The sequence below is a fragment of the Arthrobacter sp. SO3 genome (genome assembly GCF_020532825.1).
Classification (GTDB): domain Bacteria; phylum Actinomycetota; class Actinomycetes; order Actinomycetales; family Micrococcaceae; genus Arthrobacter.
This window is the reverse complement of the sequence record NZ_MQTS01000040.1, coordinates 1-19681: the sequence shown is the minus strand read 5'-3', so window position 1 is coordinate 19681 and position 19681 is coordinate 1. Positions and strand designations below refer to the sequence as shown.

Below are 19681 nucleotides of genomic sequence, written 5' to 3'. Positions count from 1 at the left end.
CGCGGCGGGTGCTTTCCTACCTCTCTACACGTTTCCGCACGCTAATGTGATGCTATGGCAGAGGAAATCCAAGAGATTGGTCGGCGAGGTGCGGCAACGCTCAAGCGATGGTTAGAGGCCACAACGTACATCGAATTACCGTTCGACGCGTATAATAACAAGATTGATTGCATGGTCGACACCTTCGGGGGGAAGAAGCAGTTCGATCTTGTTGGCTATATGCTCGCAGGCGACAAGAACCCGGTAATCATCGAATCTAAGAACTACACGTCCGCCGGCGGCCAGTACAACGAGTTCGTAAAATTCCTCGCGATCGCATACGCCCACACTGCGAAGGAGGTCGAGGAGTATGGCACTTCTCGCGAGGCTCGTTACTTCTGGGTAACTTTTCATCCTTTCAACCTCGATAACTGGTCAAAGTTCGAGACTGTCAGTCATATGAAGATGGCACTGACAAAGCATCCCGAGTATGTCAATGGCCACAGCGTCGATGATGACCTTGTCGCCCAGGTCGCCACGCGAGTAACCGTTTTGGTATTCAACCCGAAACAAGAGGACCTGAGCCTAACGCGACTCGAGCTCGAAAAGATCCGTCCAATCTTGGCAAGAAAGGTGCGCACGCTGTGAACGATTTAGTACAGGCGCTACGAGAAGTTCGCAGTAGCCACGTCCGCGACGAGTACTCAACCCGAGTTAAACGCTTGGTTGAAGATCACCTCACTGGCTTACAAAATGGGGCAAAGATTGAAGACACTTTGTACTTCAACCACAGCGCCATACCGGATTTTGTCATGACCTGGGACGGCGGCAAGAACCGCCGCGACGTCTATATTCGGTCATCGTACGCGGCCATTATGGCCGCCAATGAGCCGGAACAGATCCGTACTGGCGACCCGATCTTCGTTTCCCTGGATGAGCAGCAGACCTACGCCGAACCAGGCTTTGAGATAACTCAGCAAGATTTGGTCGCAGCCACTAAGAACGCAAAGCACACCCTCCTTACTGATCCTTCGGCATTGATGGAGATATCAGCTCCGGCAGACAACTCCAATCCCTTGGCTTCTGTGGTCAAGTCGAACTTCCTCCGCGGAGCACGCGGCCTTGTGGATGAGCCTGTGGCCGAAGCGCTGGTGCACGGCCTTCCTCATGTCGGAGGCACGGGGGTAAGTGATCTAATTCGCGATAGGTTCTTTGACGATGCAGTGTTCCGGATGGAACGAACTGCTGCCCTTGTGCAATGGGCTCTCGCAGATGCGGAAGACGACAGCGCCGTAGACTCCCTGGCCCTTGAAGGCCACATGTCTACCGAAGAACTCAGAAACGTGCTGCCTTGGATACTTCGCCAAGAGACCTCGAATAAAAATTCCACCTTCTGGGAGCGCTTGGGCGCAATGATGACCTTTGAGCAGCTCGAACAAATAGCCTCTGATATAGAGGGCATCGACGTCACGCCGCTGGTTCGCGCCAACGCGCACCGCTGGTCCGCCAGAAGGTGCTACCTGGGTCTGAACGTAACGGAGGACGGGACCTACCCGGCAAATCCCACATGGAGTTTCAGTGGCGGGACGCTTGGGCTCGGGATACGGGAACTTATGGTCAGGGTGAGTTACAGCGGCAACAAGTTGAAGAGCCGTCCCGGTTCATCGTCCCCGCGCTGGGAGACGGTTAAATCTCACCTCAGCGAGTACAAACTCCAGTCAGTCAGTCTGTCAGGAATTGAGCGTTCGCTAAGAGTTGAAGCCAAGCAAAGCGACGACATTAACAAGGACGTTGCGAAAGTAGCCGACTCAGTCGAGGACGACTACTTTGTCGAAAAAGTTGAACTGAACTTATCCGTCCCCGGTGGTGAGGAGAACGAGTTCACTTCTGTCGAGGTGGATTTCGCAGGCTCTCTGGCCTCCACAAATAAGCCAGCCGAACTAGCCTCGCTTACTCGAGTTGGACTCAATGTAATTGGTTACGGTCGCGAGCAGCGCGGTGAGGATCTCACAAAGGTGCTGGGCTCGGATTCAGGCGGGACATCGTCCGTCGGCCAAGTTCGCTACTAAACACTGGATCCTGACTGCTCCCGCGAAGCAGGAATGGCCCACCTCCGCCTGCGGCAGTTGGCCGGGCGGCTCCCAGCATTGCGCGTTCCTCAGGTGCGCCGGTGAGCCAATCTTTCCTCGCGCCGATCTCGGCTTCAATGCGATCCGAAAAGGGACTACTATACGTAGGTTCATCTGCCGAAGTCATTGCTGGACGATCTGCGAGCTGTAGGTGATGCGGCACGCACCGTTGAGGCGGCCCTCACGGCCGCCAGTGTCTCCCCATCCACCAGCGGCCCGTCAGGCTTGGCGCGGCCCTTCGTAGTTTCCAGCTTGGGGCTGGCATCCTTGCCGGCCACGCGGTACACGACGTATTCGCTGACGCATCCGTAGTCTGCTGCCACGGCGGCGGCGTTGGCCGCGCAGATGGACTCCTTGGCATCGGCAGTGGTGAAGAGCGAGGCCGGGAAAGACTGCGGAACCCAACGGCCTCCCAGCTCGGCGTCAAGGCCTGTGGCCGTGGCGTTCTCAGCCTCGAGGTAGCCGCGTTCCCAACGCCCCAGGGTGCGGGCCTCGCTGACCGCCCGGATGGTCTCGACGTCGGCCACCTTCACGTCGTAGCCGGCGACCTGCAAAGCGTCCAGCTGCGCACGGGCGTTCTTCTCACCTGACAGCGTGCCGTCAATGACGATGTTGTCCCCCCGGTCAATGGCGTCCCTGATCGCTTTCTTGGCCAGGATTGAGGATTCATTGTGGACCAGAGCCGCCAACTCGCGCGGGTAGAACTTTTCCCCCGTTGCTTCCAGCTCGCGCACCTCATCCGGAACCATGTAGCTGTCATAACTGCCGTCGGCAAGGGCTTTCACCAGCAGCTCGTCTTTGAAGTCATCGGGGTTGACTGACAGCCAGTGCTCCGGCCGCGTCCGTGTCTCGGCGATAAGCGCATTTCGCGCGGTGGACTTCCCCGCCCCCGGGGGACCGGCAAGGACGATTGCTTTGCGGTTCCGAAGCACTTCCGGATGCGATGCGACGAAGGCCGCAAGGATCTCGTTATGCAGGCCGCGTCGCACCTGGCGCGGCTGCTGCCGCTTGACGTTAAACCATTCCGGATTCTGGGTCGTCGCGTACCGGGAGTGGGCCGTCAGCGGTCCGCCGTCAGCGCACAGGCGTTCCAGATGGGCACGGTGCGCTGCGGCCTGATCGTCAGTAGTCACGCTCTACAGCGTAGTCACGGCCCGTCAGGAGCGTCCTCCGACGCGTCCAGGATGATGTCGTATGCCTCGCCATCGATCAGACCCTTATCGAAAGCCTCCCCCACCTCTTCGAATGTTCCGGGAGGGTTCGGGGGAAGGATCGCCTTCCACTCCATGGCCAGCTGCTCCGTGTGGTCCGGGGCTTTCACATAGGGCCACGCGGACAGCTGGCGAATCATCTCGTTACGGTCAATGTCGCCGGCAGCGTAACGCTCCGCGATTTCGTAGGGGCTGGCTCCGCTGAAACCTTCCGGGATCGCCTTCACGCCCCTGGATTCAGCCTTCGTCAGCGCCTGGCTGATGGCGGACTGGGTGATGTGCAGAGCACTGGCTATGTCGCGCTGCGGCAATCCCTGCTGCACCGCTTCCCGCAAGGCCCTGAAATAGTCCAGACGGCCCAGGTCCTCACGGGCCAACGCACGGCGAGCCATGTCAATTGCGTGGTCGGGGCTGGTAATCGTCATATCCAAACCTCCTATATTAGTAAGCTTATCAGCCCCCGAACCGGTTAATTGCCGAGCGACTTATCGGGGTGAATTTCGGGGTGCCCTCCCCCCGGGGTCAGTCCTTCTGCTTGCGGATCGCATCCCGCAACTCATCTCGCTCGACCAGGAGCCGGTCACGTTCCGAGATAAGACGGTCACGCTCCCCCTCGACGGCCTCAGCACGAGCCTCCGACTTGTCGGCGCGGGAACGCTGCTCGGCCAAAGCCTCTGAGACCGAAGCGGCGTCCGCGGCTGCCTGATTGCGTTCTGCGGCAGCCTGATCCCTGATGGCAGCCGCCTCCGCCCTGGCCTGATCGCGCTCGGCCTCTACCTGCTCAACCTCTTCCGCCAGGGCCTCCCGTTCGGCCTCTACCTGCTCAACCTTGGCTTGCCAGCCTGTACGGGCCTCCGCGAATTCGCTGCGGGCCACTGCCACGGCCTCGCGCCACAGTGCAGCGAAACGCGCCTCAACGGCGGCCGGCGGCCCGGGCACCGCTTCGGCCTGCGCCTCCCGCTCATTCCACGCACGCGCCGCCTCGGCGGCCACAGTCATGCGCACGCCGGACCGCTCCCGCACGGCGCGGGCAGTGACCGGGGCGCCTTCGGCAGCCAGAACCTCGGCGGCCTCCGTGGCGCGCTGTTCCGGCGTCTGCTGTTCGGTCATCTGCTGTTCGGTCATCTGCTTCTCCTTCGTTGTCGGAAACAATAGTTACGATGTTTCCCGTTTCCCATGTTACCACCGATGGCACACCGCCATCCTTAAATGGGGGCTTGGTCTTCACAACGCCAGCGGGGGGGCGTCAGCTGCCGAGGGGCTTTCCCTGGGGGATCTCGCGGGCGGCAAGGGGCGGCCATTCCTGGCCGCCGTTGTAATCCTTCTCCAGGGCACTGACTTTCTCGTCAATGGCGGCGTTGATGAACTCGCTCAGGGAGCGGTAGCGGGTGTGCATCTGCGTGTTCAGGTACGCGGCGCGCATCCGGTCGGCGTCCTCTTCCATTTGGTAGAAGCTGGTCTTCTTCGGCGTGGCCTTCGCTGGCCGGGCCGTCTTGGCCGGCGAGGGGGTGGCGGGCGCGGGGGCAGCCGGCGCAGCGGTTTGCTGTCCTGCCAGCTCGGTCACGACGTCGCTTGCGGCCGCCTTGCGCAGCCGTGACGTGCCGGCGGTTCCCAGGGCTGCCAGGGCTTCCTTGTCCGGGGCGCTCCCCCGGCGTCGGTTCTCTGCCATGGTCCTAGTCTTCCTTCGTGATGGTGCGTGCGATTTCTTCCAGCCGGTCCAGCAGCTCGCGCCCGTTCGGGCCGTAGTTGCGCAACGGCACGGCAGCCGAATTCGCCTTGGCGAACGCCTCACGTTCGGGCAGGTACGGCGGCAGCAGCTGGGGGCCGTAGTCAGCTTCCAGCTTCTCAATCCATTCGGCTTGGTCGCTCTTGCGCTTGCTCACGCGGTTGACGATGATGCCGGCCAGAGACAGGCCCGGGTTGAACAGGCTGCGGACGCTGCCAAGGGTCTTGACGATCTCCGACAGTCCCTCGACGGATGAGGCGCGCGGTTCCGTGACCAGGAGGGCGCTGTCAGCGGCCACCAGGGCGTTGATGGTCAGCTGCCCCAGCGACGGCGGGCAATCCAGCAGAACGACGTCGTAGGCCTCCGTGGCTCCGTCCAGGGCAATCCGTAGCCGGTGTTCCCTTCCCATCATCTGGTCCTGCTCGCGGCCCGCGAGGGCGCGCTCGGAGGCTACCAGGTGAACCGCCGGCCATTCTTGGCCTTTGTCGGCGTTGGCCTGCCAGTCAGAGCTGGCGTGGACGGCCGCGTCGGCCATGACGCCGGGGATAACCTCGTTGCCCTCTCCCCCGGCCAAAACGTCGTTCAGGGTGAACTCGGCGTCGCTGACTCCCAGAGTGCTTGTGGCGTTGAACTGCGGGTCAACGTCAATAAGCAGCACCCGCTTTCCCATCCGGTGGGCAAGAACTTCGGCCAGGCCTGCGGTGACGGTGGTTTTACCGACGCCGCCCTTCTGGTTACATACGGCAATGATTTGCGCGCTCATATAAATACCTCCAATACTTCTATTAGTAGCGTTAGGAGTGGAAGTGTCGAGCAATTCCGCGCCATTCCGCCATTGTTACGCAAACTCTACCGGGAACCTCTTACGCTTCTAATAGTACTATTAGAAGCGTAAGAGGTTAATTTTTAAAACACTGCCGCCGGCTGGTGTCCGGACAGCTCGTGATAGGGGACGGTGTCCGTCCAGCTGCCGCCGATCATGGATGGGATGGTTACCGACTTGCGGTTGACGCGCCGGACTTCGTACCAGCCGCCCCGAAACTTCACCTGGTCCCCTTTGTTGATGTTCTCGTGGCCGTAGCTGTTGGCGTGGCCGGCGGCGATCTGCTCGGCCCGTACGCCTTCCCAGTGGTTGATCTGATCCGTCAGTTCCTGGATGCGTGCCCGCAGGCGTTGGGCCTCTTCCCCCTGGGCGGGGTCGTGGTCCTCGGTGTAGCGCTGCTCCCCTACCGTGAACAGTGTCCGACTGTGGCCGTTGAGCCGGCGCTCTGCCCGGCGCTGGTCAGCCTGTAGTGCCTCAATCCGGTTGGCGACAGTAACGGGGTTGTATCTGCGTTCGGTGGCCAGGGCTGCCGTTTCGGCCCGCTCGGCTGCCTGCGTGGCTTCGGTGCCGGCATCCATTGCTCTGCGCGTGGCTCGGTCCGCCCTGGCGATTGCGTTGCGGTGCCGGCTCTCTGAGTGGTGGCCGATCTTGATAGGCTCCCCGCCTTCGGGCAGCCGTGCGTCTGCTGCGCGTGCGCTTTCTTGCGCCTGGTCGGCTGCTGCCGCCCTGCGCTCTGCCTTGTCGGCCAGCGCTTCGGCCCTCTCCCCTGCACGCCTGGCCTTGTCCTGCTCGACATCGGCCGTCGGCCGGGCGGTGTCGTCAATGTCCACTTCTACGGTGAAGCCGGCTGCGCGCAGCTGCTCGGCGGTGCCGTTGATGATGTGGCCGCGTGCGGCGCGGTCGCGGGTGTTGGGCACGTACCAGGTGCCCAGGTTGCGGGACCATCGCCAGCCGCCGGCCTTAAGGATGGTGTTGGAGCCGTCGCCCTTGGCGGTGCCCCGGATGAGTGTTCCCGTCTCGCGGGAGTGGGTGATGATCGTCATTTCGTTTTTCCTTTCGAAAGCACCTCTAACACTTCTAATAGTACTATTAGAAGTGTTAGAGGTCAAGGTTTCTGTAATGGGGTCGTGCGGTGACGTTGCCGGCGCCGTAGTGGATGACGGCGGGGAGCTGGCCGGGGGCGGTGGCCACCAGGCGGTCGGCGGCGTGGTCCCTCACGCCGTCGTCGCCGGTCCATTCCCAGGAGCTGTAGCGGGCTGCGAGGGTGTCGATGTCGGATTCCGTCGGGCCGGGGACAAGGGCGCACGTATTGGGAGAGTAGTAGCCGTCAAAGTCTGCTGATGTCGGCCGGTAGCCGATTTCCCAGCCGATCACGGTGTGCGTGATGCCGGCACCGTTGGCAGCGCGGACTGTGAAGGTGGTTCCGGTGTGGGTGGCTTTGAGGTCTGCACGGATCAGCCGGTTGGTTTCCGCTTGGGTGAGTTGCTGCATTGCGTCACTCACGGTTTGCCTCTTTCGCTTCTAATAGAACTGTTAGTGGCCTGCGGCGGCGAGTGCTGCGGCTACCTGGTCGATCTTGTCGGGCCGGAACCCTGACCAATGGGTTTCGTCGTCCACCACCACAACGGGGGCTTGTGAGTATCCGAGTTCTTCCGTGATGTATTCCAGCGCTGCGGGGGAGGTGGTGACGTCCACGGACTCGTAGCGGATGCCCTTCTTGTCCAACGCCAGGTACGTCATGCGGCACTGCGGGCAACTCGGTTTGGTGTAGACCGTGACAACTGCTGTTTCCGTGTTCATGGCAATCTCCCTCTGGTTTCCCTTTCACTTCTAATAGTACTATTAGAAGTATTAGACGTCAATGATTTTCCTTGATTTCCCGGGCCTTTTCTTCTCCGCACCTGGTCTTGGTGGTGTCGTTTCTGGTGTGCGCGGCGCTCGGTAGGTGCGGAGTCAGAACGGATAGAACCTCAGCGCAAATCCCCCAGCGCCTGAAAACTCATCCCGCCCGGTGGTTCCTGTGCGTGGTCAGGGTATCTGCGGCCTGCCTCCCCGTGTCGTCCAAAGCTGAAAAAACCCGGCCCAGGCGGCGGGGGAGCCGGCCACGTTGAGTGGTGGACCATGGGGAACTGTTCCGCCGTCAGTGATACTTGCTAGACCGAATCTCAAGAGGGAGCACGATGGGCAACGCAAGCTGGCTAAACAGCGAACGTACGCAGGTCACAGTGACGCATGAGCCGTCAGAACCTCGCAATTGGCCGGACGGCCATGTGGGGGTCGCGCTGACCGGCGACGAGCTGGGGGAATGCATCGAGGTTACGATCCACGGTGTCCGGCACTACCTCCACTCATCCACTGCCCGAGAGCTGAGCGATATGCTCAGCTCTCGGATTGACGAGTGGAACGTGACCGCGCGAGCAGCAGGAGTGCCGGAGGTATAAGCCCCTCTCAGGAAGCTGTGCACATCCGCCGGTTGTCTTCGGTGAGGTTCCTGCGCGTGGTGACCTGGCGGTTGTGTGCAGCTGGTCAGGTGGTCCCTGTCGTCCATGTGTGTGCAGGAAAAGCCCGGAGGATTTAGCTTTTGCTGTGCACAGGTGGGCGAGAGGCAGCTAGTGGTGATCCGTGGCTTCGGCGGCCGGTGTCGAAGATGGCCCGGATCTGCGCCAGAGCGGTGACCTTAGCGGGAGTGTCGCCCTGGCTGAGCCGGGCGGCGCGTTCTGCCTGGCGTTCCAGCACCCGACGGCGCTCGGCGTCCTGTTGCCGGCGTTGCTCTGCGTGGCGGTCGGCTGCCTGCTGGTCACGGGAGCGCAGCGGCTCGCCGGCATCCGTGCACCAGGCTCCGAGACGGTGACGTAGCCAGCCGCGCATCCGCCAGGGCTCCCGGGTATCGGGGGCACCGCTGTGCGGCCACTGGGTGCCGTCAGGCATCCAGTCCAGGGCGTGCAGGACGTCAGCGACAGTCCAGCCGGCTAGGAAGAAGTCTCGGCACGAGCTGGCCACGTCCTTGGACGTCATGCAACGCAGCGGAAAACTCCGGTTGCGAATCTCGGCAGCGGCGGCCACACGCTGTATCCGGCGTCTTGGCGTTCGGTGCGCTGGCCACTGGATTTCTGGCCGCCATGGCACCCGGGCGGTAGGTGCGCCGTTTGTGGCGCCTTCGACAATGAGTCGTGGCGAAGCCATGTCGTGATTGAAGCGTTTTTCTCGTGCGCGTGTATGGGTTAACTCTTTCTTATTAAGGTGAGAACCGCCTAGGGCGGGAGGGGTGCCAACTTTGCCCACAAGCGCCAGCGGCGAGGGCGTGCACAGCACGTACACGGCTGCTTCGTTGATGCGCTCCCCATCGGGGCCGGCGGCGGCGTACTTGGCCTGCCGCCCGGCTGCAACGCGGCCGATGATGCCCCAGGCGACTAGAAGCCGTAGGACACGCGCCACGGTCGTCCTGGACGTCCCCGTGGCCGTTATGAGCGCTTCCCAGCCGGGGCGGGTAGTCATGGTGTCGTAGTCCGTGCGCTCGACCAAGGCACGGAGTACGGCCACGATGGTGGCCTGGCCATTGCGGTTGCGGACGGCAAAAGACTCATGGTGCCGCAGCGCTGCCATGGTCTGGCGGCCGTGGGCGGCCCGCACGCTGCCCTTAGGCACGGCGGCCAGGACCACGGCCGATTCGGTCTCACGTGCGCGGTTGACGCGGCGCAGGCGCGGCGCGGAGACGGGGGGGCTACCGTCCAGAACATGGGCATGTAGAATAGCGATAATTCCTAACACTTGAGGGTGTGCGGATGGGAGCCCTTCACCTCGGCCGCCAAGCAAGAGGGTGAAGAGCTTGAATAACTTGATACGAAGGCCCGCCCTAGGCGGGCCTTCCTCGTTTAACTGGCCTTACTGAATAAGGCCCCCTGGTCTTTGAGCTTTTCCAGATCGACGTCGGCTAGGGACCGGCTCACGATCATTTCAAGGAGATCCTGATACGACAGGTTTTGCAGGTCCGCTAGTTCGCGGAGCCGTTCGCCGTCGCTCAGGGTGAGCTTGACGGTGAAGACGTCACGCGGGCCGAGACTGGGCCTGCCCATTCGCTTCTTCATCGGTGCCATAGATCGATCCTTGCTTAACTTTCGTAAGATCAAAGTGATTTCTACCTGCGTGTCGTCAGAATCCTTTGGCGACGGCGGCCGCAGCTGCGAGCCATGCCCGCTGCGTGGCCGGTTGGAGCGCGTCATACCGGATGGGTCCGTTCACTAGGGCCGGGTCGTAGGGGATGCGGACGACGGCCCGGACGTGGGGTGCGAATCCGTCAGCGATCCGCTGGGCTTCTGCTTTGGCGCGTTTGAGGGCGTCGCCGCTCATGGTGCGCTTGGCGTCGGTGGATTCGGAGACGATCACGACGGCGTTGCGGGCCAGTTCGGCGTCGTGGCCACCACGGGATTCCAGCGTCTGCAACGTCAGTCGTGCCGCTTCGGCCCGGTCTTCAATGGCCGTCACGGGCACCACCAGCTGGTTGGTGTGGTGGATCATTTGCCGCCAGTTCGCGGCCCTCGCCGTGTTGCCGGAGTCCATGACGATGAGCCGGTAATAGCGGGTCAGTACCTGGTGGGCAATATCCACTTCCTCGGCGGTCACTTCGTGGTCGCCCTCTTCGTTTTCGTCCGAGCGCAGGACGTCGAACTTGTCCGATGTCTGGTGGTGGACGAACTGGGCGATTTCGGCGGCGTTGGTGCTGGGGGAGAGCAGCGTCTGGGATGAGTCGATGAGGTCAAGAACGCTGTTGTCGTGGCCGCCCTTTTCGGTGCGCCAGCCCAGCGTGCCTTGGGACTCGTTGTTGTCCCAAGCGACGGTGGCGGCCCCGCTGTAGCGGGCCAGGACTGCCGAGAGCATAACGACGGTGGGTGTCTTGTTCGCTCCGCCCTTGCGGTTGACGACGGCCACCGTGCGGGGGCCGGGCCAGTGCTGGCTTACGGTGCGAATGTCTTCACGCTCTGCCAGTTCTTCGGGGGAGGGTTCCATGCGGAATCCAAGCCGGGTGAGCGCGCCACGCCAGCCGCTTGAGGCCGGTTCCAGCACGGGGGCGCTGACAAGGAAGGAGGTTTCCTTGAGGCTGCGCCTGGTGACTACATCCGGCGCCGCCGGCGCTGCTGCGTGGGCGGGTTCCTGGGTCCGGTCCACGGCTGAGGCGAACGTGACCGGCGCGGCCGGTTCAGGAGCGGGCACGACTGCCGGGGCCGGCACTGCTTCCACAGGGACGGCCACAGAGGCCGGCGCAGGCTCAACGGGAGCGGGGGTGGCTTCCGGTACGGAAGTGATCGGAGGGGCCACCACGGGGTCTTTCTGCCGCCGTGGCGTGGTCTTAACCGGGGCGTGTTCGCTCACGGTGCCCTCGGGGGAGACAACGATCTGCCCTTGGCCGTCGGGATCTGTGGTGGTGACTTTCACGGGCCTGCCCAACTGGGCAGCTGTGTCGGTGATGAGGCGCAGCGCTTCGCGCAGCACGGCCGCTTCGTCAGCTGCCTGAATGGGGTGCGACGTGCCATTGATGGTGACTTCGCCGGTTCCGTTGGCCCGCAGAACGGCGGCGATCTTGGGGAAGTCCAGTGTTTGGGTTTCCATCGTCATTCCTTTACTTGGTGCCGTTTGGGGGTGTGAATCGGTTGACCTGCCATGGCTTGTCGGCCGCGCTGCGCAGCAGCTGCACGTCATAGTTGCCGACGTCGGTCGCGAACACGACATGGCAGCCGAAACCGTTGTTCTCATCGACCTTCAACTGGCCGGGGCCGGTGATCTTCTTCACCGGAATGTTGGCCGGGTCAACGTACTGGTAATCAGCCACGGCTTGGGAAGTCAGAATCTGTCCGAGCTCCTGAATCCACACCTTGTCTGTGACTGTGGGGCGCGCGTAGAGGGTCATGGCCCGGGTAGCGGTGTCCAGTGCCGCTTTCTTGCTCGTCTCGTCCCAGGCGATACCCAAGGTTGCCGGGGCTGTTCCGCCAGGGGCCTGGGACTTGCCGCCGGCACTGAGTGAGGCCGGGGCCGTCGCTGTGCCTGTCGGGGACTGTTCCGCGGGCGTGGTGTTGGATGCTGGCGCGCAAGCTGTGCACAGCAGCACGGCTGCCAAGACTGTCAGTGGTCGTTTCATGGTTCCTCCGTTTACTTGCTGCCGGGCAGATACAGGAAAGCGCTAGGAACGCCGTTCTGGACCGTGCGGGTGTAATAGTTGTGATCGTTGGGGGCGGGGTTGCCGTTGTAGCCCTCTTCCAGATAGCTTCCGTCGCCGTTGACTGCCTTGACGACGGCCACGTGGCCAAACGTGGCGTCTGCGCCGCCGGCTCCGGGGGCGTACCAGACGACTGCGCCGACGCGGGGTGTGTTGCCGGTGGGCCAACCCTTGGCATCCCAGCCGTCTTTCCACGTCAGGGCCGAGCCGAGCACGGCACTATCGGGCCGGAAGGTGCCGTTAAGTACCTTGTACGGTGCGCTGGTGCTGCCCAGTTGTTGGTTGACGCGCCACAGGGCGAAGTCAACGCATTCGCGGTTGTACATGCCCAGTGGGCTGGGCTGGTAGATAGGGGCGTTGGGCCACGGAAGGTCGTCACCCTTGCCGGACTCGCCGGGGATGCCGCAGGAGCTTTCCCCGCCTGCATCAGTGGCCGGAACGCCGGCAAGGGCGGCCACGACTTCTACGGCTGCCGGCCAGTAGCTCTGGTAGTGGTAGGGGTCCGCGTTCCGCTGGACTCGGTGGGCTGCCGTGGTGGGGTCGAGTTGTTCCCAGCCGTCGACCTTTTGCAGGGCCTTGAAGAAGTTCGCGGCTGAAATAGTGGGGTTCATGCGGTCCGCGTAGCTGCCCCATGCGCCGTTGGCGCGCTGCTGGAACAGGCCTCGGGAGTCCGGGCCGGGGCCGTCCCCGTTGTCGAGGACTCTCAGGCTGGATTCGCCCATGGCGGTCATGACGCCGATGGTCTGGCCACGGGCGGAGAGTTTGAGAGTCTTGCCGGCGTTGATGACCAGGGCAGCGTTTTTCAGCTGTTCGCCCTGGTAGCCGGCCACTGGGACCTTGGGGAGCTTGCTTTCGTCTACGGTGACGCTGCCGCCGCCGGGTGTGCAGACATCGGCGGCGGCTTTGGAGCCGCCGCCGAACAGAATGATGGATAGAACCAGGACGACCGGCATGGCGATTGCCGCGATGATCAGTAATGGTCCGCCCTTATGAGATTGCATGTGTCCCCCTCACATTCATTGGCGTTAGACCTGATCCGCGTTCGGCTCCGGGGTCTTCCCTTCGCGGAGCGTATTGCGGTTCTCCCACACCCAGTCCCTGACCTCGTCGCGCGAGATGAGCCATGTCTTCTCGATTTGATAGGCAGGAATGACCCCGTGCTGAAGCCACTTGTACGTCGTCTGCTTCGACTGGTTGAGCGCTTCTGCTAGTTGCTGGACGTTGATGCGTTCGGGGTAAGCAGCGAATAACGCATCCAAGTACTTCCTATCCATTAGGGCATTACTCCACTCCATGGATAGATAATACAGCATAAATCAGTACGATCTAGTATGATTGAGTACATGGGGGCCTCCTGCTGACGGTGCTTACAGATACGATCATTGCGGACATAACAGGGGGATGTTAAATGCCAGTCTCAAAGAACCGCTGGGTAAGTGTCAGCAGTGAATCCGTTGACGATCCAGCACCCGGAGAAATAGATGAGCCCTCAGCGCTCCTACCCACGGGACCAACAAGACCCCAGCTCAGTGTTCCGCAGCCGGACCACGTTGACCGGCTTCCACGCCGAAACGTCTCTGACGGCACACCGGAGTACTGGTGGTTGGGCGTCCATGGCGGGGCGGGCGAATCCTCGCTGGCCCGTCTGGGCAAGCACACCAGGGCGGCTGAACATCACTGGCCGCAGACCGCTGCCGGCTCAACCGTCGTCCTCGTAGCCCGATCCAATATGCACGGCCTCAGGGCCGCCCAACGGGCCGCGACTGAATGGGCCTCCGGCTCATTGCCGGGCATCCGTGTAGCCGGCCTTGTCGTCATGGCCGACGCTCCGGGCAGGCTTCCCAAAGAGATCCGCGAATTCGCCCGGGTCGTCGGCGGGGGAGTGCCACATCTGTGGAACGTCCCCTGGGTCGAGGAGTGGCGCTTGGGCCACGAGGTCCCCAAAGAACTGCTCCCCAAAGATATGCGCATCGTGCTTGAACAGGTGCGTATCGCTGCCACAACAACCACAGCCGGATTCCCGGCCAAATAGAAAGCAGGAAAACCATGTTGCTCTCCAAGGCCATGTACTGGTCCAGCTACGTGATCACGGAGGTTCCCAACCCAGGAACGGGTGAGGCACCTCCCGGCTCAGCCGGCCTTCTGACGATCTTGAAGTGGATCGCCTGGATTGTCTTTGCCCTCGCCGTCGTCGGCATCCTCACTTGTGCCGGAACCATGATGGTGAACAACCGTCGCGGTGAAGGTGGCGAGCACGCGGGCCGACTGGCCTGGGTGCTCGGCGGCTGCATTCTCGCCAGCGTCGCATCCGGCGTTGTAGGCGCACTGGTCTAAGGAGTAGAGCCATGACTGAACCGGCAGAAACGAACGAAGACCAGAATCCACTGACGAAGCCTAAGTTCATCATCTCGGCCGTTGTCGTGGCGATAATTGTTGCATTGGGCATCATCCTGGCGGTACTTCCGAAGGGCGGAGGGACAGCCGCGCCAGCTGCATCTTCCAGCAACAGCCCGTCCACCAGCGCACAGTCCAGTGCTGGACCTGCGGCGAGTGTTTGTGGGCTTCCCGACGGGGACCAGTCCAAGCCGGCGACGGCCCCGACAGACACGAAGTGGGAACTTGTAGGGAAGGTTGCGGCTCCGACTTCGCCCGAACGCTACGGCCCGGGCAAGACGGCGCCCACCGGACTTCGCACCTGCTTTGCACATTCGCCCACGGGAGCGCTGTACGCAGCTGCGAATGTCACGACTCTTTCAGCAGTCGGCAAAACACGGCTCGTGTTGGAAAATCTGGCCGTTCCCAGTGCGGAAAGAGATGCCCTTCTCAAGCAGCAAGAGCCTGCATTGTCCACTTCTACGGCTCAACTGGCCGGATTTGCGATTCGTTCTTATAGCTCTGATAAGGCAGTAATCGACTTGGCCTTTAAGGGAGACAACGGGGCGTTTGTTTCCATCCCTGTTCCCCTCCAGTGGCATGCCGGCGATTGGAAGATCATTGTCCCAGCAACCGGTAGTACCGGCGCGGGCCAGATTCCAGATATCAGCGGCTATGTCCCGTGGGCCGGTGTGTAATGGCTTGCACTGGCTGGGACTTCTTTAATCCGGGCTGCCAGGTCGGCCAAGTCGTCCAGGACGCTGCCGGGGATGCCATCAAGAACATGGCCAAAGCCATTGCTGATGCGGTGGGACAGACTGTCAAGACTCTGGGTACGTTCTGGGTCAACGTCGGCACTCCGAATCTCACTGCCTCGCCTGGAGGAAGCACTGCGAGCGATCCCGTTCAGTTCTTGCAGAACAGCTTGTGGTTCTGGACGGCTGCTCTGGCGGTTCTGTCTGTGCTGGTGGGGTCGGCCAAGATGATCATTGAGCGCAGGGGCGCACCAATGCGTGATCTGGGCCGGTCCCTGGCGACTCTCGTTGTCGTATCCGGCGCGGGTGTTGCAGCCGTAGGACTGCTGACCGTTGCGGCCGATCAATTCTCCGCGTGGATCATCACCAACTCCACCCAAGGAACGTCGTTCAACGACAAGATCGGGACGATGTTGGCACTTTCGTCTACGAGCCCGCTTGGCTCGATCATGATTATTTTGCTCGGCCTAATCGCGATCTTTGCCTCTGTGATCCAGATCGTTCTCATGGTTGTTCGGGGCGGCCTGCTAGTCATTCTGACGGGCATCTTCCCTACAGCGGCTGCCTTCACGAATACGGAGGCAGGCAAGAGCTGGTTCCAGAAGTGCACGGCGTGGCTGATTGCTTTCATTCTCTATAAGCCGGCGGCGGCAATCGTCTACGCAACAGCTTTCAGGCTGGTTGGAACAGACATCTTTGGAGGCGGGGGAGACGGTGCAACGTTCGGCTCTGCCTTATTGGCCACGGTCACAGGGTTGGCATTGATGGTTGTTGCCCTGTTTGCCATGCCGGCCCTGATGCGGTTCGTTACACCGATGGTTGGAGCCGTAGCGTCTGGGGGCGGCGGAATGGCTGCCGGAGCCGTAGGCGGGCTGGCTTCGGGGGCAATCAACATGGGTAGTGCTGGCCGAGGTGGTGGCGGTTCTGCCGGCAGCGTTTCCAACGCTGGTTCTAGCAATTCGTCTGGATCGCAAGGGCCGTCTGGCACTGGTAGCCAGGGCGACGCCGGGTCCTCTGGGACGGCCGGCAAGTCTGGCGGTTCCGGGACCAGTGGCGGTGCGCCTGCTGCCTCGGGTGCTGAGGCGTCTTCTGCCGGATCGGCAGGCGGTGGAGCTGCCGCAGCTGGTGGCGGCGGTGCCGCAGCTGGTGGCGGCGGTGCCGCAGCTGGTGGCGGTGGTGCAGCTGCAGGTGGTGCGGCCGCAGCGGCCGGGCCGGCAGGTGTTGCTGTGGCTGCGGGTGTTGAGGTAGGAAAGGCGGCCGCAGGGGCGGCCAAGACCATGAGTGAAGAATCAACAGGGGGTGCCTGACATGGCGGCTATCGAAAATACGTACCGTGAACCGACATACGGCAACTGGCGGCGGCCGCGCAGGGCCGGCATCGGCACACTGGGAGGCTTGGCCACGGCCGGCTTGTTCCTGGGGCTGATCGTTACCGTTATCTGCTTCTTCATCGGCGGCTGGCTGGCCGGTCTGATTGCCTTGATTGTGCTGGGCCTGGCCCTGGCTGTCGTCTCTGTGAACGACAAGCACAACAAGTCATTGGGCGAACGTGCCTTCGGCCGTCTGGCGTTCCACTCGGCCCGCCGTAAGAAGACCAACATCTACCGTTCCGGCCCGCTCGGGCTGACGCCTTGGGGAGAGTTCCAGCTGCCGGGTATCGCGGCCGGCTCAAAGCTGTACGAGTTCCACGACTCCTACGGCCGCCCGTTCGCCTTGATCCACCTTCCGTCAACAGCCCACTACACGGTTGTATTCGGCACGCAGCCTGACGGCGCGTCGCTAGTCGATCCCGAACAGGTGGATGCCTGGGTGGCCAACTGGGGCGGCTGGCTGGCCAGCCTGTCCAATGAGCCCGCTGTGGTAGCTGCGTCCGTCACGGTCGAAACGGCACCGGATTCCGGCGCCCGCCTGCGCCGGGAAGTCGAGTCGAACATTCACGACGATGCCCCGGCGATTGCCAAGGCCATGCTGCGCGAGGCCTTGGAAACGTACCCGCAGGGATCGGCCACGATCCGGGCTTGGGTAGCGCTGACATTCAGTGCCGCGGCTCGGTCGGGTGGTAAGCGCCGCACGGCCGAAGAAATCGCACGGGATCTGGCCTCCCGCCTTCCCGGGTTGACGGAACGCCTCGAATCCACGGGTGCCGGTGCCTGCGCTCCGTTGAATGCTCAGGAGCTCTGCGAGGTGGTACGGGTTGCCTATGATCCGGCGGCCGCCCGCCTCATTGATGAAGCGCACTACCAGGGCACGCCCGTTGACCTGACGTGGGGCGAGGTTGGCCCTTCCGCCCATCAGGCGGACTGGGCCGGGTACCGGCATGACTCCGGGCACTCGGTGTCCTGGACCATGACCGGCGCACCGCGCGGCCACATCCTGTCCTCCGTGCTGGCCCGTCTGGTTGCCCCGCATGCGGAAATCGACCGTAAGCGCGTCACGCTGCTGTACCGACCCATTGAGTCGGGACGGGCGGCCGCCATTGTCGAGTCGGACCAGACAAACGCATTGACCAGGGCATCATCGACGAACCGGCCCACGGCCCGTTCACTCGTGGATGCCCGCGCAGCGCAGGCCACCGCAGCGGAAGAGGCCAAAGGGGCCGGACTGGTCAACTTCGGCATGGTGGTCACGGCCACGGTGCTGTCGGCTCACGGCTTGGACGATGCAGTGGCCACGGTCGAAGGCAACCTCGGCCCGTCGGCCAGGCTGCTCATGCGCCGCGCCTACGGCTCCCAGGATTCGGCTTTTGCGGCGTCGCTGCCGCTCGGTCTTGTCCTGCCTAAGCATTTGAAGGTTCCCGAAGAGATCCGCGAGGCCATGTGATGTTCGGTAGCAAGACCAAGCACAAGAGGACCACCGCCGGCCCGCGAACGCTATCTGCCGCCGTCGTTCGCCGCCCGGGCTTGCGTGGCTGGCGCGGCCGTGGCCAGGGTGAAGCGGCCTACGTAACGGCCGCCGACGAGTGGCGCGGCACCTCCGTGCAGGTCTGCGGGCTGTGGCCCTTTGTTGGCGGCAGCGGTACACCGATTCTCGGTGTGCCCATTGGTGTCCACACGGACACGGGCGCACCGTTCGGCGGAGACCCGATCAGCTGGTTCATGCACGGGATGATCAACAACCCGTCCATGTTCGTCCTGGGCCTGCCGCACTACGGCAAGTCCACGCTGGTGAGGCACATCGTTCTGGGCCTCGCCGGCCGAAGCATTAACCCCCTGATCCTGGGGGACTTGAAGCCGGACTACGTTGACCTGATCAAGGCAATGGGCGGCCAGGTCATTAGCCTGGGGCCTGGCCGTGGCCACCTGAACGTCCTTGATCCCGGGGAAGCAACGGGCGCGGCGGTCCGGCTGCTCACCGCCGCTGAAGAGAACCGGGCCAAGGCCAATAGGGCCACGGATGAGAACGAGAAGAAGCGTCTGCTGGGCAACGCGACGAAAGCGGAGAAGCTGGCCGAAGAACTCATGGCTGACGCCCACAACCGGCGGCTGAACATGGTGACAGCGCTGATTACGATTGTGCGGAACCAGAAGCCTAGTGCTCACGAGGAATCCATGATCGACCGGGCGCTGCACATCCTGGACGAACGGCTGGACCGGGTGCCATTGATCGGGGATCTGATCGAGGTCATTAAGGACGCTCCCGACGAGCTGCGCGACATTGCCCTGGACCGTGGCGATATGTCCCGCTACCTGGACGCCACGGACCAGCTGCGCACCTCGCTCTACTCCCTCAACGGCTCGGGCCGGTTCGGAGACATGTTCTCTCAGCCGACGGACCAGCCGATGAACCTGTCCAAGCCGGTGGTCTTCGACCTCTCGGGGATCTCCGATACCCAGCGGGACATTCAGGCAGCTTCGCTGCTTGCCTGCTGGTCTACCGGCTTTGCCACGGTGCAGGTTGCCCATGCCCTGGCAGACGCCGGGCTGGAACCGCGCCGTAACTACTTTGTGGTGATGGATGAGCTGTGGCGGGCGCTGCGCTCCGGTGAAGGCATGGTGGACCGGGTGGACTCCCTGACCCGCCTGAACCGTACCGAGGGTGTGGGGCAGGCCATGATCACTCACACCATGAGCGACTTGGAGGCGCTGCCTACCGAATCCGAACGGATGAAGGCCCGCGGATTTGTGGAGCGCTCGGGCATGGTGGTCTGCGGGGCGCTCCCCAGCGGTGAGATGGAGAAGCTGAACAAGGCTGTCACGCTCTCCCGCGCCGAACAGGCCCGCCTCATTTCCTGGGCTGACCCCGGATCGTGGACGGACGTTGGCGGCTCCCGCAAGCAGGTACGGCCCGGGCTGGGAAAGTTCCTTTTCAAGGTCGGCGGCCGCCCCGGGATTCCCGTGGCGTTGAAGCTAACCAGTGTTGAAAAATCACTGCACGATACAAATAAGCGCTGGCACGATAACAGTGAGAAGTTCGCGTGAATTTTGACGCTTTCGGCGTGAACTTGAGCATGCCCGGGGGTTGCAGCCGGTGTGGATGC

General features: G+C 62.6%; 22 protein-coding genes. 8 read left to right on the top strand and 14 right to left on the bottom strand.

Going from position 1 to position 19681, the window contains the following annotated elements; genetic code table 11:
• Nucleotides 1–54 precede the first annotated feature (54 nt).
• Together BJQ90_RS04650 and BJQ90_RS04645 are read left to right on the top strand one after the other, a co-directional pair.
• Complete coding sequence (locus BJQ90_RS04650) at nucleotides 55–627, top strand: hypothetical protein (RefSeq protein WP_226759137.1); 573 nt, start codon at nucleotides 55–57, stop codon at nucleotides 625–627.
• Nucleotides 624–2048, top strand: coding sequence for a hypothetical protein (locus BJQ90_RS04645; RefSeq protein WP_226759136.1), 1425 nt, complete (start codon nucleotides 624–626; stop codon nucleotides 2046–2048). Before BJQ90_RS04650 ends, BJQ90_RS04645 begins: the two co-directional genes overlap by 4 nt.
• A 170-nt stretch (nucleotides 2049–2218) precedes the next feature.
• Here the strand turns inward: BJQ90_RS04645 and BJQ90_RS04640 are convergent, their stop codons facing one another.
• From BJQ90_RS04640 to BJQ90_RS04575, 14 genes are all read right to left on the bottom strand, one after another.
• Nucleotides 2219–3241: a zeta toxin family protein gene (locus BJQ90_RS04640; protein WP_226759135.1), complete on the bottom strand. Its 1023-nt coding sequence runs from the start codon at nucleotides 3239–3241 to the stop codon at nucleotides 2219–2221.
• Between the two features lie 14 nt (nucleotides 3242–3255).
• Complete coding sequence (locus BJQ90_RS04635; RefSeq protein WP_226759134.1) at nucleotides 3256–3744, bottom strand: hypothetical protein; 489 nt, start codon at nucleotides 3742–3744, stop codon at nucleotides 3256–3258.
• A 97-nt stretch (nucleotides 3745–3841) separates the two neighbouring features.
• Nucleotides 3842–4444, bottom strand: coding sequence for a DNA-binding protein (locus BJQ90_RS04630; protein WP_226759133.1), 603 nt, complete (start codon nucleotides 4442–4444; stop codon nucleotides 3842–3844).
• Between the two features lie 121 nt (nucleotides 4445–4565).
• Entirely contained in the window at nucleotides 4566–4988 is a 423-nt protein-coding gene (locus BJQ90_RS04625) for a ParB family protein (protein ID WP_226759132.1), read from the bottom strand.
• A gap of 4 nt (nucleotides 4989–4992) precedes the next feature.
• Nucleotides 4993–5808, bottom strand: a complete 816-nt coding sequence (locus tag BJQ90_RS04620) for a ParA family protein (protein WP_226759131.1) — start codon at nucleotides 5806–5808, stop codon at nucleotides 4993–4995.
• 143 nt (nucleotides 5809–5951) lie between these two features.
• Nucleotides 5952–6911 carry a DUF3560 domain-containing protein gene (locus BJQ90_RS04615; protein WP_226759130.1) on the bottom strand — a complete coding sequence of 320 codons (960 nt, stop codon included), beginning with the start codon at nucleotides 6909–6911 and terminating at the stop codon, nucleotides 5952–5954.
• A 55-nt stretch (nucleotides 6912–6966) separates the two neighbouring features.
• A complete protein-coding gene (locus tag BJQ90_RS04610; RefSeq protein ID WP_226759129.1) occupies nucleotides 6967–7371 on the bottom strand; it encodes a hypothetical protein in 405 nt (134 codons plus the stop codon).
• Nucleotides 7372–7401: 30 nt separating this feature from the next.
• Entirely contained in the window at nucleotides 7402–7668 is a 267-nt protein-coding gene (locus tag BJQ90_RS04605; RefSeq protein ID WP_226759128.1) for a glutaredoxin family protein, read from the bottom strand.
• A gap of 774 nt (nucleotides 7669–8442) precedes the next feature.
• Complete coding sequence (locus tag BJQ90_RS04600) at nucleotides 8443–8883, bottom strand: hypothetical protein (RefSeq protein WP_226759127.1); 441 nt, start codon at nucleotides 8881–8883, stop codon at nucleotides 8443–8445.
• Nucleotides 8884–9740: 857 nt separating this feature from the next.
• A complete protein-coding gene (locus BJQ90_RS04595) occupies nucleotides 9741–9962 on the bottom strand; it encodes a hypothetical protein (RefSeq protein WP_226759126.1) in 222 nt (73 codons plus the stop codon).
• A gap of 55 nt (nucleotides 9963–10017) precedes the next feature.
• Entirely contained in the window at nucleotides 10018–11472 is a 1455-nt protein-coding gene (locus BJQ90_RS04590) for a MinD/ParA family protein (RefSeq protein ID WP_226759125.1), read from the bottom strand.
• A 10-nt stretch (nucleotides 11473–11482) separates the two neighbouring features.
• Nucleotides 11483–11998 carry a hypothetical protein gene (locus BJQ90_RS04585; RefSeq protein WP_226759124.1) on the bottom strand — a complete coding sequence of 172 codons (516 nt, stop codon included), beginning with the start codon at nucleotides 11996–11998 and terminating at the stop codon, nucleotides 11483–11485.
• Nucleotides 11999–12009: 11 nt separating this feature from the next.
• Nucleotides 12010–13077 carry a CHAP domain-containing protein gene (locus BJQ90_RS04580; protein WP_226759123.1) on the bottom strand — a complete coding sequence of 356 codons (1068 nt, stop codon included), beginning with the start codon at nucleotides 13075–13077 and terminating at the stop codon, nucleotides 12010–12012.
• Nucleotides 13078–13101: 24 nt separating this feature from the next.
• Entirely contained in the window at nucleotides 13102–13371 is a 270-nt protein-coding gene (locus tag BJQ90_RS04575) for a helix-turn-helix domain-containing protein (RefSeq protein WP_024366461.1), read from the bottom strand.
• Between the two features lie 308 nt (nucleotides 13372–13679).
• Here BJQ90_RS04575 and BJQ90_RS04570 point away from each other — a divergent pair, with 308 nt between their 5' ends.
• The 6 genes from BJQ90_RS04570 to BJQ90_RS04545 are packed head-to-tail and all read left to right on the top strand — an operon-like array spanning nucleotide 13680 to nucleotide 19622.
• On the top strand, nucleotides 13680–14108 hold the full coding sequence (locus BJQ90_RS04570; protein WP_226759122.1) for a DUF6668 family protein: 429 nt from the start codon (nucleotides 13680–13682) through the stop codon (nucleotides 14106–14108).
• A gap of 14 nt (nucleotides 14109–14122) precedes the next feature.
• Nucleotides 14123–14410, top strand: coding sequence for a hypothetical protein (locus tag BJQ90_RS04565; protein WP_024366463.1), 288 nt, complete (start codon nucleotides 14123–14125; stop codon nucleotides 14408–14410).
• 11 nt (nucleotides 14411–14421) lie between these two features.
• Complete coding sequence (locus tag BJQ90_RS04560; protein WP_226759121.1) at nucleotides 14422–15147, top strand: hypothetical protein; 726 nt, start codon at nucleotides 14422–14424, stop codon at nucleotides 15145–15147.
• Nucleotides 15147–16511, top strand: coding sequence for a hypothetical protein (locus tag BJQ90_RS04555; protein WP_226759120.1), 1365 nt, complete (start codon nucleotides 15147–15149; stop codon nucleotides 16509–16511). The genes BJQ90_RS04560 and BJQ90_RS04555 overlap by 1 nt, the downstream gene beginning before the upstream one ends.
• A gap of 1 nt (nucleotide 16512) precedes the next feature.
• The gene (locus BJQ90_RS04550; protein WP_226759119.1) at nucleotides 16513–18024 is read left to right on the top strand and encodes an SCO6880 family protein; all 1512 of its coding nucleotides are present in this window, start codon (nucleotides 16513–16515) and stop codon (nucleotides 18022–18024) included.
• The gene (locus BJQ90_RS04545) at nucleotides 18024–19622 is read left to right on the top strand and encodes an ATP/GTP-binding protein (RefSeq protein ID WP_226759118.1); all 1599 of its coding nucleotides are present in this window, start codon (nucleotides 18024–18026) and stop codon (nucleotides 19620–19622) included. Before BJQ90_RS04550 ends, BJQ90_RS04545 begins: the two co-directional genes overlap by 1 nt.
• Nucleotides 19623–19681: the final 59 nt, after the last annotated feature.

What these genes read in the sequence shown, in the direction of transcription:
- BJQ90_RS04555 (WP_226759120.1), top strand. Translation starts at nt 15,147, where the DNA reads ATGGCTTGCACTGGCTGGGACTTCTTTAATCCGGGCTGCCAGGTCGGC.
- BJQ90_RS04625 (WP_226759132.1), bottom strand. Translation starts at nt 4,988, where the DNA reads ATGGCAGAGAACCGACGCCGGGGGAGCGCCCCGGACAAGGAAGCCCTG.
- BJQ90_RS04650 (WP_226759137.1), top strand. Translation starts at nt 55, where the DNA reads ATGGCAGAGGAAATCCAAGAGATTGGTCGGCGAGGTGCGGCAACGCTC.
- BJQ90_RS04630 (WP_226759133.1), bottom strand. Translation starts at nt 4,444, where the DNA reads ATGACCGAACAGCAGATGACCGAACAGCAGACGCCGGAACAGCGCGCC.
- BJQ90_RS04600 (WP_226759127.1), bottom strand. Translation starts at nt 8,883, where the DNA reads ATGACGTCCAAGGACGTGGCCAGCTCGTGCCGAGACTTCTTCCTAGCC.
- BJQ90_RS04575 (WP_024366461.1), bottom strand. Translation starts at nt 13,371, where the DNA reads ATGGAGTGGAGTAATGCCCTAATGGATAGGAAGTACTTGGATGCGTTA.
- BJQ90_RS04545 (WP_226759118.1), top strand. Translation starts at nt 18,024, where the DNA reads ATGTTCGGTAGCAAGACCAAGCACAAGAGGACCACCGCCGGCCCGCGA.
- BJQ90_RS04605 (WP_226759128.1), bottom strand. Translation starts at nt 7,668, where the DNA reads ATGAACACGGAAACAGCAGTTGTCACGGTCTACACCAAACCGAGTTGC.
- BJQ90_RS04560 (WP_226759121.1), top strand. Translation starts at nt 14,422, where the DNA reads ATGACTGAACCGGCAGAAACGAACGAAGACCAGAATCCACTGACGAAG.
- BJQ90_RS04590 (WP_226759125.1), bottom strand. Translation starts at nt 11,472, where the DNA reads ATGGAAACCCAAACACTGGACTTCCCCAAGATCGCCGCCGTTCTGCGG.
- BJQ90_RS04620 (WP_226759131.1), bottom strand. Translation starts at nt 5,808, where the DNA reads ATGAGCGCGCAAATCATTGCCGTATGTAACCAGAAGGGCGGCGTCGGT.
- BJQ90_RS04635 (WP_226759134.1), bottom strand. Translation starts at nt 3,744, where the DNA reads ATGACGATTACCAGCCCCGACCACGCAATTGACATGGCTCGCCGTGCG.
- BJQ90_RS04550 (WP_226759119.1), top strand. Translation starts at nt 16,513, where the DNA reads ATGGCGGCTATCGAAAATACGTACCGTGAACCGACATACGGCAACTGG.
- BJQ90_RS04585 (WP_226759124.1), bottom strand. Translation starts at nt 11,998, where the DNA reads ATGAAACGACCACTGACAGTCTTGGCAGCCGTGCTGCTGTGCACAGCT.
- BJQ90_RS04580 (WP_226759123.1), bottom strand. Translation starts at nt 13,077, where the DNA reads ATGCAATCTCATAAGGGCGGACCATTACTGATCATCGCGGCAATCGCC.
- BJQ90_RS04595 (WP_226759126.1), bottom strand. Translation starts at nt 9,962, where the DNA reads ATGGCACCGATGAAGAAGCGAATGGGCAGGCCCAGTCTCGGCCCGCGT.
- BJQ90_RS04615 (WP_226759130.1), bottom strand. Translation starts at nt 6,911, where the DNA reads ATGACGATCATCACCCACTCCCGCGAGACGGGAACACTCATCCGGGGC.
- BJQ90_RS04565 (WP_024366463.1), top strand. Translation starts at nt 14,123, where the DNA reads ATGTTGCTCTCCAAGGCCATGTACTGGTCCAGCTACGTGATCACGGAG.